An 11872-nucleotide genomic window follows, 5' to 3' on the forward strand; every position below is an offset into this window, starting at 1 on the left:
CCAATCACAACTAGGTGACGCAATGACCGAACTCTTAGACAGCGAAACAGCCGCCGCTCGCATCGGATGGCACCCCGGCAGCATGGCGCGTGCTCGCGTTCGTGGGGATGGTCCTCCGTATGTAAAATTGGGCCGCAGCGTTCGTTATGATCCCCGCGATCTTGACGAATGGATCGAAAGCCGCAAGCGCAATAGCACCAGCCAGGCCGCCTAACGGTGGAGACCTTTACCCTACCGCCCATACCAGCCGATTGGTTTGGCGTCCGGTTAGATCGGCTGGAAGTTGCTGGTTGCACGCTTTGGCGCGTCTCAATCCGTGGCCGCGATCGTACGGTAGATCGCGAGTTGTTCGACCATGTAGCCGTTGCTCGCGATTGGGCGCTTGCGCAGGCCGATGCTCGCCATTTGCCCTATCTCGTTTTCGCAGATCCTGAGGCGGGATAATGGCGAACGGGCCACAAAAAGCAGACCACCGCGGGAACTTCATCATGTTGCCGCGTGCGGTGATGGAAAGTGTTGCGTGGCGGCACGCTTCCATGCGGGCCCGCTCTATCCTGCTTGTCCTTCTGTTTCATCACAATGGTTGGAACAACGGCACCCTCGCAATATCGGTGAAGCAAATCGGAAAAGCCCTCGGAAATCAAAACCACGCGGCCAACGGGCAGGCCTTGGCAGAACTGATGCAGTTTGGCTTCATCGAATGCACGTCTGGCGCCGACCACGGCCAAGCGAAGGCCCGAACTTATCGCATCACGTTTGTGTCTACAGGGGAAGGCAAACGTACTGAATTCGCCACGCACGAATACCAAGCATGGCGACCGACCTCTGGTGCCAAGAAGCAATTCGGGCGAGCAAAAACAAAAACCCCGATGAAATTCGGCGATGCAGTAACCGCAACGCCAGACATGAAATCCGTTGCAATGACTGCACCGCACATGAAATTTCACGATGCGATTACTGCAACGCTGGAAGCGGAAATTGCTGGTGTTTCGACCGATTCCAGCGGTGCGATTATTGCACCCTATCTAATCAACCAGTCTTCCCCCGTTCCACGGCTCTCTCCTGTCTCTGGAATTTCACCCTCTCAGCATGATGATTCCACGATGACCCCAATTTCCGAACTTCGGGATTGGGTCCGCGATGCAATCACCGCAATCGGCGCCGCCAAGATTTTGGCGAAGGATGCAGGAATCCCTGAGGCGACACTCAGCCGGTTCAAGACGGGCAAGACGCTCCCCGCCAAGTATCGCCACCGGCTTCAGGAAGCATGTGGCCGGGCGCTACCATATTCACAGTGGCTAGCCGCCGGTTGAGCACGCCCGCAACCGAGCAACTAATATCTATGCTCCCGGCTGGTCACCCAAGACAGGCAAAACAAATTCAACCGCAGCTGCGTTAGGCTCGATTTTCCTTGCCCAGAATCATAGGCGCGCGCTAACCAGAGGAAACGATTTGAGGGATGAGCGGAGACGATGAACCGGGCCAAACTGCTGGGGATCGTGACGTATTACCTTTCACACCTGCGCATGTCCGTCGAAGCATCCAATTCATTGAATCTTCAAGATTTAAATGTGCACGCGGAAATTTTTTTCCGCGACCTTCTCAATCTGGCGCTGGACTACGATCTCATCAACATCAACATAGCCGAGAAGAATGCCCGAGCGATTGACCTCGGCGATGAGGCAATTCGTATTGCCATCCAAGTTACGTCGACTGCCGATTTTACGAAGGTCAGGCACACTTTTGACGGCTTCATTAAAGCCAATCTGCAAAACAAATATGATCGCCTAATCGTTTTGATTATCGGAACGAAGAAAAACTACCGAGAACAGGCCCTAGGTGCTCAAAGCACATTCTCGATGTCAATCTCAGATGACGTATGGGATGTGGAAGACCTCTTACGGAAGATCGGCGGCTTGAACTTGGACAAGCTGCAAGCTTGTCAGGATTTCCTTCGAAAAGAACTCCGGTTGTCGGAGCCCCGCCAATCGAATGAAGTTCGCACACTCATGCGCCTAATAGAGGTGCTGAGTGCATCAGAAGATGGCATACACGCGGGCGATAACCGCGAAGATCCTGACCCCGAAGGGAAAATTCGCGATCGGTTTGCTAACCACGCAGATTTTCTTCAGCAAGAGTATGTGAAACTCTTTGAGATTTACGGTCTGGCACTCAAGGAAGTCGAGGTTCACACCGACTTGGGTCACGTTCGTGTCCGCAAGCTTCAAGTTTATCTGTGGAACTGGAGTGATCGGGTTCTGAGGGAGTTCAAAGGCGATCCCGAGGTCGCTCTGCAGGCATTATGCGATCGGATAATGGGAATGATGGGTACAGGGGAAGCTGATTTCGACGAAGGTGCCGTGCGCTATTATTTGATCAATCAGCTCATTGCCTGCAATGTTTTTCCCAACAAAGCTACGATCAGTGCCTAACATCTTCCTGAAAGACGAGGCGTTGGCAAAATCCCCTCCCATCGTCGGCTTCGAAATCGCGAGTTTTATAAAGGCGAGTGGCAAGGGCCGCGTAAGCATCTTTGACGTGGTGGATCACTTCAAGCGTAAGCCATGGTTTTCATCAAACTCATTCTTCTACGGCATCACATTTCTATATGCCGTTGGCTTGGTCGAATTCGACGAGCCATATCTGGTAGCATCTGATGCGGATTAAGCGTCTCTACACAGATCCGGAAATCTTCAAAGCGATCGCATTCAAGCCCGGGGTGAATATCATTCTCGGCGAAAGCGACGAAACAAGTTCGAAGAATAACGGCGTCGGAAAGAGGTGCTCGCCAGGCGCGTATCGAGCCTCGCCCCTATCGCAGTTGAACCTGAAATTCCTGCGGAAGAAATTCAGGATTTCTACGATCAGCTCAAATCAGGCCTCGGCACCAGTATCGTCCGCGAACTGAGAGAGGTCCTCTCCTTCAAAGCTAAAATCGAACAATTCCAGCGCCACCTCCTTGAAGAGAAAACGAAGGTGTTGGATGTAGAAATCCGCGATATCAACAGGCAGCTTCAGCAGTTCGATCGTCAATATGCCAAACTCTTGGGGGTGCTGAATCAAGACGGTGAGCTACGAAACCTTCGGCAAACTTATGCGTCGTTTCAGGCGAAGAGCGATGAACTTGGGCAGCTCAAGAGTTTCTTTGGTCGCTACGATCAGCTTCTCATCGATCGCCAGACGAAAAAGAGCGAAATTGAGGCCGAGCGGCTCCTTCTGCAGGCTAGCGTGTCTACGGCAGCGGAAGGGCTGCGATCTTTCCAGAAGACGATCCTCTCGATCCATCAGGTTATTCAGGGAAACAAAAAAGCATCCTTCGAGGTTCGGGTAACCAATAAGAAACAAGTGGTCGAGATTGTTCTGCGCATTGACGATGACGGCAGTCACAGCGTTGAGCGAGAGAAGGTCTTCATCTACGACGTGGCGCTGATGTTGAATGACTACACCCGAGCCCGTCATCCTGGCCTGCTCGTTCATGATAACATCTTCGATGTGGATGACGACACGCTGCAGCGCAATCTGGAATACGTCCTTACTAGGGCGCCTTGGGGCGATGAGCAGCAGTACATTCTCACTCTTAATGTTGACCGCCTCGAGAACTGTCGTGATGAGGCATGGTTCTACGAGCTCGAGCAGAGCGTGGTGGCAACATTCACAAAGAGCCAGCGCTTCTTGAGATCCCATTATCAAGAGCTAGGTTGAAGGCACCCAAAAACGCTGTTTCAACGACCAATCTCGTCATGAATGCTCGTTCCAGCGTCGAGTGCAGCCTGACAGCTTGCCTACCCCAATGAGCGGCTTGGCGAATTACAACTTCAAACTTTTTAAATGCTGAACATCGGGGTTCTAAACGTAAACTTCGGTCCCGAAGCGCATATGCCTTCGAGATCCCGCCGGTAGGACCCGCGAAAAACTGGGGTGCATTATCATATCGAAGCCCAATGCCCGAACAGCCCACAAAGGTGAAGAATGAACGACTTGCCGCCACCTTCCAATTTCAAGAATCGAGCAGCTAGCCACCTTCCGGGTATAGGGAGGCCAATCTAGGCTAGCAGACATTCAACTGGCCAAGGTCCGACCTCTGCCTTCGAAACAAACTAGGTCAATTGTCAGCCTGCTCGTGAACGACTGCTCCAGCCAAAAGCTGCCATCCATCTATGCAGCCATCACGGCATCGGCGGCAACGGGGGCAAAACGGCTGCGATGGCCTCCTGCCGCAGGTGCTCGATGGCGGCCGCATCGTCTCGAATGCCACGCAGCAGGGCAGCCTGCCAGCAGTTAGTGCCCCCCGAATGCAGCGCCACGCGGAGTTCCTGATCTATCTGCTGCGTTACGCTCCCTATCGTTAGCGCCGGATCCCGCATCTTCAGCTGCCCCGGAAGTGACGACCAGTAGGTGGCCATCGAAAGATAGAACTGCGTGCCGAGCACGTTCTCCAGATGGAACTCGACGATCTCGCCCTGCGGCGCCGGCAGACCCGGCATAGGGCGGGGTCTGAACGTTGCCGCCTTATACGGTGGGATAGGCTCCACAAACCAGATCGCCTGGGCCGCCCACGGATCAAAATATGTGTGAATGAACCGGCGCGGATCTCCGCCATGGATGGTATTGCCCTTCACGCCTGAATTGCAGTGCCGGCACGCGGGCACGAGGTTCGCCCGCATGATCGAGAATTCCGGATAGATGCTACGGGCGAGATAGTGGTCCAGGTCCCCGGTGACTGGCGAGCCACAAACCGGGCATGACTTCAGCCCCGCCTTGCGGCGCATGCGACCGAGCTCTCCGGACCTCTTCCGGCTGTCGTACAGTGCGTATTGACGGTGGCCCACCCCGGGCCCGAAGTCGTGTGGATTGATCGCGAACGGGCTTCCGCCGTTCGCATGGAACGTTTGATAAGCGGCGATCCAATCGGCCTGGTGCGGTGCCCAGATGGCCGTCTTGGCGAGCTTGTTCACGACCGCCTCGTCCTCGGCGGCCGTTACGGGAAGGGGGAGGTACTGCATGGATCAAAACGCTTCCGGGACTTCCGGCTCAGGCTCAGCGGCCGGAGGTTCGGCTAGACGGCGGGCGATGAACGACAGGCTCTCCGAGTTCAACTCGGCACCGTACTGCTCAATGACGCCTTCAATGCCGAGCTCACGCCCGGTCTGATCGGCCCATCCTGCCAAGGTCTTCTGGTAGCGGTGCGAGATGCTGGTGTCGCCGAAGACGAACTGTGAGATGCTGTCGATGGTGGCGCCAAAAGTCTGCATGCGCGGGGTGTCGATGCTGACCTCGCGACGGTCCAGAGTCAGGATGTTGACCCGGTCGCGCGGCGCTTCGCGTACGACATACGCGGAGTGTGTAGCTATCACAGCGATCGATCTTGTAGACTGGAGCAGATTGTCGAGGATTTCCATCATATCGGATACGAAGTTTGGGTGGAGATGCGTCTCCGGCTCGTCGAGCAGGAGAAGGCTGCCCTGGTCGATGGCGGCGGACGCCTGCGCTGCAAAGCGCAGCATCGCGTATTCGCCGCTGCTGAGGCGGCGCGCCTGCAACTCATCATCGAGGACGATAGCCGGGCGGGACCAGTCGATCTGCTGAATCAGCCGGATCGAGTTCAGCTCGTTAAGGCGCTTGTCGATGGGAAAGTAGCTATGTCCACCAGGCTCGATGACGTGAGGAAGGTCGTCACCCTGTTTGCGTGCGCGAAGGGGCAAGTGAAGGCGGTGCCACAATCCAATGGGCTTGAGCGCATCCTGAATCACGTCCATGCGGGATTTATCGCGGTTCACGCCGAAGCCGCTGCGGTCTTCCGACTTCTTGCAGGCGACGAGCGCGGCGAGCAGTGGGTCGGCCCGGTTCTCGCCCGACGCGTTCACGGCAAAGTATTCGTAGTCGATGCCGTGCCATGCGCCGATCGAGCGCGGAAACGGATCGGTCGGGACCGAGGAGAAGACGAGCACGCGCGAAGGGCGGAAGGCCGGAAGGAAGTGCGGTCGCAGGTAGCCGTGAGGATGGTTGGAGTGGAGGCCGTCGACGATCGACTTTAACAATTGCGTCTTGCCCACGCCGTTGCGGCCGATGAGAACGGAGGCGCGGTCGCGGAAGATGCCTTCGCGGTTGAAGCGGAATGGCAACGTGTAGGGATTGTCGGCGCTCAGCAGTCGCGCGGAGAAGGCGAAGTCGATGGCCGCATCGTCGACGGGATCGGGGGTATCTGGCCGGAAAAATCGGCCGCCGCGCCTGAGGGCGTCGTATGCGCCTCCGTTACGGAGCGCTCCGATATGGAACTCCTCGTCGTCGATCAGGTCAAGCAATTGCTTGCTGGTCCCCTCGGTACGGGCGACCGTTGCGTCGTGCATCTTGCGAAGCGCGCTGACGCCGACCTGGAAACCAAGCTTTTCGATCACCTGTCGATAGTGTTCGACCTCAATAAACAGCGATACGAATGGCGCCTGGATCTCTTCTATGGGGAACACTTCTCCTAACTGCTGCAGCAGCTCGGTGAAGACCGGCTCGCTCCTCATGCGCCCTTGGAACATCATCCTCATTTGGAGATCGAGCGAATCGCCCTCGACGGGACGTATATGCAGCTTGGCGAAGAAGTTGCGCCCGTAGTCATTCCAGTTGTCACTGTCCGGGAGGATCGCAACAAGAGGTCCGGCACGGTCCGCGACATGCAGAGCGGACCTGGCGATGACGACGTCGACAGGTACGTCAGCTGGAATGACTTCAGGCATTTGATCACCTATTCCGGACTTTAGCGGTGGAAGGGCTGTAGTATCAGTCCCATCCGCTGGCTAACTGCCTAATTCGCTATATCCTCGAGGTGGTCAACCGGTCAGATTTCGTAATCGAGGGAGCCTTGTGATCCTAAAGGTTACCGATCAACACCGTATCTAACTGCAGGTTGCAAGGGCACCAACACCCAGTCTTTCCTTTTCATTTTTCTTAGGATTTCCGAGAAAATTGACGATTCAAACTGCAGGTAACGCACAATTGCAAGATGTCCGCCAACCTGCAGTTTCGATCAGTAAATCAAGCTGCCCCATGTGGCTCGAGTGGGAAGAAAACTGGCGGTGGACCCAGATCCTCGAGGTGGTCAAATTCCACGCTCGCGATCGCGCTTCGCGACCAATCCCTTTGTGCCCCTTTCCTTTCAATGAAGCCCTTGCCTCTTGCTTTCCACGGGCCATGACTGCCCCCGGTGTGCCTGGCCCGGGGGCTTTTTTGTGCCCTGAGACTGGAACTCGAAACTGTAGCATTGCCCAAAAATCGGGAAGCGATGCTTTTTTGCGGTGACCATGCGCTTATGTCCCCGAAATCCTCTAGGTAGGACCCGCGATTTCGTCCTGAGCATTCCCGCCTTGCCAGCCTGACAGGGGCCACAGACGCGATGCAGGCCTTTGACGTGTCCGCGTGACCTCGACAGGCCGCACGCGCCCTGTAGCGTGGCAGGCGCTTTCCAAATGCCTCCCGAAGATCAATAGTCGCTTGATGACAGACGAAATCGAATCGAAGCGCCCCTTATGTATGCAATGCGGGCGGGCAGCATTCTGGTCCCACGGGGGGGCACTTCTCTGCATTGATTGCAGTGACAAAGTTGAGGCTAGCCGAATGAGGCAGATGGCTATGTATGCTAGTCTAGCAAATCAAGCACAGGCCGACATCGAATCGATAATGGGCTTGCCGGCCTCGCCAAAGATTGAGATGCCGAAACCTGCACCAGCACCGTTCCATTACAACAATCAGACAGTCACCGTTACAGGCGGCATGGTCGGCGCGATCAACTTCGGCAACGTCGATGAAATCAAAGTCAATTTACAATCCCTCACAGAAGGTGGCTCCGCAGATATTGCAGAACCTCTGAAGAAGCTAACAGACGCAGTGCTCGTCGCTGAAGATGCGACTGAGACGACCAAGAACGAATTACTCGAGCAGATTGCCTTGTTGACGGCCCAGGCATCTGCAAAGCCTGAAGAGCGCAAGACGGGTGTGATCAAGGCGCTATTCGGCACGGTGAAATCCGGGACAGAAGCAATCTCAAGCACAGCCGGTGCATGGCAGGCGGTTGCCCCCCTATTGCAGGGGCACTTTGGTCTATAGCCCGAACTGAAAGAACTATCGCGATCACCGGCTTTGCACTGTCACGTTCGATTGTTCAAAAATGGCAGTTTCGTGCGGGTTTGCGCATGATCAAACTAAAGGTTGCTCGGCTGATTTGGGGGCAGGGCAGCTTTCAGTCTTGCGCGTTGATCGAAGCGAATCTTTGTCGCGTGCATGTATGGTGCATGTAGCAATGTTGGGGCTTAGTTTTGTACGCTGCCTTGTTGAGCGTAAGTCCCTGAAAACACTGGTGCCGGCTAGAGGATTCGAACCCCTGGCCCCCTGATTACAAATCAGGTGCTCTACCAACTGAGCTAAGCCGGCACGCGATGTGGATTCGCCTCTAGCGTTAGATTGCCCCGAAGGTCCAGCCCTCAGTGCGTGCAATTTTTGCAGAAAGTTCGCGTGGGGCCCACAATTGTGGATTGGCCGCGACTTTGCGCAGCCATGCGGCGGTTATGACCGCATCGCAACTGTGATCATCAAGCGGTCCTGTAATGCCCGAGGCGGCACTGCCAAGCACGGCGAGGCCGGCGTCCAACTCTCCCGCATCGCGCATTTTTGAACGCCCTGTGGTGCGCCCTGCCGCCATCGCGGCGATGGTGGTGTATATTTCGCACACCACCGGTCCGCGCGGGGGCAGGGGGTCTATGGGCCAGACCGAGCAGCTGGTGCCCAGTTGGTGCAGCAGCCGCATGCCGGTAAGGCTCGATTTGCCGACTTGGGCTGCGCCAACAAGGTTGAAGTTGGAATAAGGCCTGCATCCCATCCGTCGCTGTGCGGCTTCGGACACGCGGAAACGCCCCTGACCCCCGCCGAATTGCGCGCCTTCGCGACCGCCATGGCGACGGTAATGCTGGGCCGCATCCGGGTGATCGACAAAAGCGTTCACCGACAAATGGGGATCGCTCGCGCAAATCTGGTCAACCAGTGCCCATAAAGCGCGCGCATCCGTTGGACTTTCGGCCCAGCCGGGAAAGAACGCGTCCTTATCGGCAAAGGGCAGTGAAATCCCCAGATCCATGCCGATCAGCGCATCGTCGGGCACATCGTTACGCAACCAGTTCAGCACTTCCAGCCGGGACCAGCGATGCCCTGCGCGGATCAGCCTTGGCGCGTCGTGGCCATGTGTGGCCATGGCGACAGCGATGCCTTTCTGCCGTTCTCCGGCAGCGCCGGACCAGTCAATTGCAACGAAATGCCCGAACCTGTCTGGATTCACGGTGCTGCCCGTTCGCGGCGTTTGCGATCCCACCATTCCAAGCGGCGTGCCACTTCCCGTTCAAATCCGCGCTCAACCGGGCGGTAATATGTCTGTGCCGCCATGCCTTCGGGCCAGTAGTCCGCGCCTGAAAATGCGTCCGGTGCATCGTGATCGTAAGCATAATCAGCGCCATAGCCGATATCTTTCATCAGCTTGGTCGGTGCGTTGAGGATGTTTGAAGGCGGGGCCAATGATCCTGTTTCGCGTGCGGATTTCCATGCGGCTTTGTGGGCGGTATAGGCGGCGTTCGATTTGGGCGCGGTTGCGATGTATAGCAACGCCTGCACAATCGCCAATTCGCCTTCGGGGCTGCCCAAAAACTCGTAGGCATCTTTGGCAGCAAGGCATTGCAGCAGCGCTTGCGGATCAGCCAGACCAATGTCTTCCACGGCCATCCGCACCAGACGGCGCAGCAGATAGAGCGGCTCTTCACCGGCCACCAGCATGCGCGCAAGGTAATATAGCGCGGCTTGCGGGTCTGATCCGCGCACGCTTTTATGCAGCGCTGAAATCAGGTTGTAGTGCCCGTCGCGGTCCTTGTCGTACACCGCCACACGGCGCATCAGGAATTTGCCAAGGCCTTCTGGATCAAGCGGAGCGGGCAGCGATACGTCAAACAGCGTTTCAGCCTGATTGAGCAGGAACCGGCCATCGCCATCGGCAGATGCGACCAGCACCTCACGCGCGGGCGGGGTAAGGGGGAGTTGCAATCCCGTAGCTTCTTCTGCGCGGGCCAGAAGCTTGCCAAGCGCGTTTACGTCCAGCCTGTGCAGTATAAGCACTTGGGCACGCGACAGAATTGCCGCGTTCAAAGCAAAGCTGGGGTTTTCAGTGGTAGCGCCGACCAGCGTGATCGTGCCGTTCTCAACCACTGGCAAAAACCCGTCCTGCTGCGCGCGGTTAAATCGGTGGATCTCGTCCACAAACAGCAATGTGCGCCGTCCGGTCAGCGTCGTTGCCTCGGCTTCGGCAAATACTTTTTTAAGGTCTGCCACGCCCGAGAATACCGCACTGATGGCCACATAGCGCATGCCGACAGCCTCGGCGAGCAGCCGCGCAATGCTCGTCTTGCCGGTGCCCGGTGGCCCCCACAGGATCATTGATGTCAGCTTGCCTGCTGCCACCATCCGCCCAATCGCGCCATCGGGACCGGTCAAGTGGTCCTGGCCGATGACTTCGGACAAGTCATGCGGACGTAACCTGTCAGCCAGCGGCGCTTCGGCGCTGGCGATAGGGGGTGGGCGGTCCTGCGGTTGCGGGGCGAAAAGGTCTGCCATTGGTGGCAAAGATAGGAGACTGCAGATTAAATTGCACCCGCCTCTTGCAAAGATGATTATAAGATATATCTTAGACCCATCAAGATAAAGGGAATTGAAATGCGATTTGAATATGGCCGCCATGTGCGGACTTGCAACGGTGGTGGTCTGGAACGGCGCGCTGCCAAGATGATGGCTATGATGGGTGGGCGCTTTGGCGGCCGCGGCCCATTCGGTGAAGATGGCCCGTTTGGTGGGCGCGGTAGCGGTAGCGGGGGCAGGGGCCGCCGGGGTACGCGGATGTTTGCAGGCGGTGAATTGCGCTTGCTGTTGCTCCACCTTGTCGCCGAACAACCACGTCACGGTTATGATCTGATCCGTGCCGTGGGCGATTTGGCTGGGGGGGATTATGCGCCAAGTCCCGGCGTTGTCTATCCAACGCTCGCGCTGCTGGTGGACGAAGGGCTGATTGTCGAGGAAGCTGATGCAGGGCCGCGCAAGGCCTTTGCCGCAACCAAGGCGGGGCGCGACGAACTGGCTGGAAAGGCAGAAGAACTTGCCGCCATCATTGCGCGGCTCAAGGCCGTGGGCGATCAACGCGAACGCTCGGAAAGTCCGCCGGTCAGGCGCGCCATGGGCAACCTCCACGCGGTCTTGCGCAACCGCGCGATGGCCGAGGGGTTCGCCACCGAAACTGCACATGCCATCGCCGATATTCTGGACGAGGCCGCGCGCAAGATCGAGCGGCTTTAAGGCCGGAGTTGTCCATGGTACTGTCTCCAAGCAATCAACTGGGGGGAAAGGCCGTGGACAATCTGCAAACATCGCCTGCATCAACGCCAGCGCATCTTTGGATCGTCGGCGTGATCAGTCTGCTGTGGAATAGCTTTGGTTGCGTTGACTACACGATGAGCAAGGTCGATCCGATTGGCTACATGCAGTCGGTCGGCATGGGCGAAGCTGAAATTGCGTATGTGGGGACTTTCCCCGCATGGTTTACCGCGTTCTGGGCACTCGGCGTGTGGGGGGCCTTCGTCGGATCGATCCTGCTACTGATGCGATCCGCGCGTGCTGTAGCAGCGTATGCTCTATCGCTGCTTGGTCTGGCGGTGAGCCAGATTTACCAGTTCACTGACAGTTCCATGCCTGCTTCGATGAACAGTGGCGCGATGTTGACCATGACGGCGGTCATCTGGGCGTCGTTGCTGTTTTTCCTGTGGTATTCCCGGCGTATGGCTGCATCAGGCGTATTGCGGTAGAG

Annotated in this window: 12 protein-coding genes, 1 tRNA gene and 1 pseudogene; 9 read left to right on the forward strand and 5 right to left on the reverse strand. The window is 56.9% G+C overall.

All coding sequences use genetic code 11. From position 1 onward, the window contains the following. The first annotated feature begins 22 nt into the window (after positions 1-22). The 6 genes and pseudogenes from B7Y89_RS07700 (at position 23) to B7Y89_RS18295 (ending at position 3702) form a co-directional block, all read left to right on the forward strand. Complete coding sequence (locus B7Y89_RS07700) at positions 23-214, forward strand: helix-turn-helix domain-containing protein (protein WP_292937299.1); 192 nt, start codon at positions 23-25, stop codon at positions 212-214. Between the two features lie 229 nt (positions 215-443). Then, positions 444-1313 (forward strand): hypothetical protein, encoded by an 870-nt coding sequence (locus B7Y89_RS07705; RefSeq protein ID WP_292937301.1) that lies wholly within the window; start codon positions 444-446, stop codon positions 1311-1313. Positions 1314-1472: 159 nt separating this feature from the next. Further along, positions 1473-2432 carry an SMEK domain-containing protein gene (locus tag B7Y89_RS07710; protein WP_292937303.1) on the forward strand — a complete coding sequence of 320 codons (960 nt, stop codon included), beginning with the start codon at positions 1473-1475 and terminating at the stop codon, positions 2430-2432. Then, on the forward strand, positions 2425-2667 hold the full coding sequence (locus B7Y89_RS07715; protein ID WP_292937305.1) for a hypothetical protein: 243 nt from the start codon (positions 2425-2427) through the stop codon (positions 2665-2667). Before B7Y89_RS07710 ends, B7Y89_RS07715 begins: the two co-directional genes overlap by 8 nt. A gap of 344 nt (positions 2668-3011) precedes the next feature. Beyond that, positions 3012-3071: pseudogene (locus B7Y89_RS18290) on the forward strand (hypothetical protein); the annotation flags it as partial. Between the two features lie 157 nt (positions 3072-3228). Next, the gene (locus B7Y89_RS18295; protein WP_366415890.1) at positions 3229-3702 is read left to right on the forward strand and encodes a DUF2326 domain-containing protein; all 474 of its coding nucleotides are present in this window, start codon (positions 3229-3231) and stop codon (positions 3700-3702) included. A 464-nt stretch (positions 3703-4166) separates the two neighbouring features. On the opposite strand, the gene B7Y89_RS07725 is transcribed toward B7Y89_RS18295, so the two are convergent. Then, a complete protein-coding gene (locus B7Y89_RS07725; protein WP_292937309.1) occupies positions 4167-5003 on the reverse strand; it encodes a hypothetical protein in 837 nt (278 codons plus the stop codon). Positions 5004-5006: 3 nt separating this feature from the next. Then, a complete protein-coding gene (locus tag B7Y89_RS07730; RefSeq protein ID WP_292937310.1) occupies positions 5007-6725 on the reverse strand; it encodes an AAA family ATPase in 1719 nt (572 codons plus the stop codon). 886 nt (positions 6726-7611) lie between these two features. Here B7Y89_RS07730 and B7Y89_RS07735 point away from each other — a divergent pair. Continuing rightward, a complete protein-coding gene (locus tag B7Y89_RS07735) occupies positions 7612-8091 on the forward strand; it encodes a hypothetical protein (RefSeq protein WP_292937312.1) in 480 nt (159 codons plus the stop codon). 248 nt (positions 8092-8339) lie between these two features. Here B7Y89_RS07735 and B7Y89_RS07740 read toward each other — a convergent pair. The 3 genes from B7Y89_RS07740 to B7Y89_RS07750 all read right to left on the reverse strand — a co-directional run bounded on the left by B7Y89_RS07740 (position 8340) and on the right by B7Y89_RS07750 (position 10632). Then, positions 8340-8415, reverse strand: a tRNA-Thr gene (locus B7Y89_RS07740). 25 nt (positions 8416-8440) lie between these two features. After that, the gene (locus tag B7Y89_RS07745; RefSeq protein WP_292937313.1) at positions 8441-9313 is read right to left on the reverse strand and encodes a hypothetical protein; all 873 of its coding nucleotides are present in this window, start codon (positions 9311-9313) and stop codon (positions 8441-8443) included. Continuing rightward, complete coding sequence (locus tag B7Y89_RS07750; RefSeq protein ID WP_292937315.1) at positions 9310-10632, reverse strand: replication-associated recombination protein A; 1323 nt, start codon at positions 10630-10632, stop codon at positions 9310-9312. Before B7Y89_RS07750 ends, B7Y89_RS07745 begins: the two co-directional genes overlap by 4 nt. 99 nt (positions 10633-10731) lie before the next feature. On the opposite strand from B7Y89_RS07750, the gene B7Y89_RS07755 reads away from it, so the two are divergent. Then, the gene (locus B7Y89_RS07755; RefSeq protein ID WP_292937316.1) at positions 10732-11364 is read left to right on the forward strand and encodes a PadR family transcriptional regulator; all 633 of its coding nucleotides are present in this window, start codon (positions 10732-10734) and stop codon (positions 11362-11364) included. Positions 11365-11417: 53 nt separating this feature from the next. Beyond that, the gene (locus B7Y89_RS07760) at positions 11418-11870 is read left to right on the forward strand and encodes a hypothetical protein (protein ID WP_292937318.1); all 453 of its coding nucleotides are present in this window, start codon (positions 11418-11420) and stop codon (positions 11868-11870) included. Positions 11871-11872: the final 2 nt, after the last annotated feature.

Source organism: Novosphingobium sp. 32-60-15, assembly GCF_002280675.1.
Taxonomy (GTDB): domain Bacteria; phylum Pseudomonadota; class Alphaproteobacteria; order Sphingomonadales; family Sphingomonadaceae; genus Novosphingobium.

Bases quoted from the DNA above. Each gene is read 5' to 3' on its own strand.
- B7Y89_RS07700 (WP_292937299.1), top strand. From the start codon at position 23: ATGACCGAACTCTTAGACAGCGAAACAGCCGCCGCTCGCATCGGATGG.
- B7Y89_RS07705 (WP_292937301.1), top strand. From the start codon at position 444: ATGGCGAACGGGCCACAAAAAGCAGACCACCGCGGGAACTTCATCATG.
- B7Y89_RS07710 (WP_292937303.1), top strand. From the start codon at position 1,473: ATGAACCGGGCCAAACTGCTGGGGATCGTGACGTATTACCTTTCACAC.
- B7Y89_RS07725 (WP_292937309.1), bottom strand. From the start codon at position 5,003: ATGCAGTACCTCCCCCTTCCCGTAACGGCCGCCGAGGACGAGGCGGTC.
- B7Y89_RS07730 (WP_292937310.1), bottom strand. From the start codon at position 6,725: ATGCCTGAAGTCATTCCAGCTGACGTACCTGTCGACGTCGTCATCGCC.
- B7Y89_RS07735 (WP_292937312.1), top strand. From the start codon at position 7,612: ATGGCTATGTATGCTAGTCTAGCAAATCAAGCACAGGCCGACATCGAA.
- B7Y89_RS07750 (WP_292937315.1), bottom strand. From the start codon at position 10,632: ATGGCAGACCTTTTCGCCCCGCAACCGCAGGACCGCCCACCCCCTATC.
- B7Y89_RS07755 (WP_292937316.1), top strand. From the start codon at position 10,732: ATGCGATTTGAATATGGCCGCCATGTGCGGACTTGCAACGGTGGTGGT.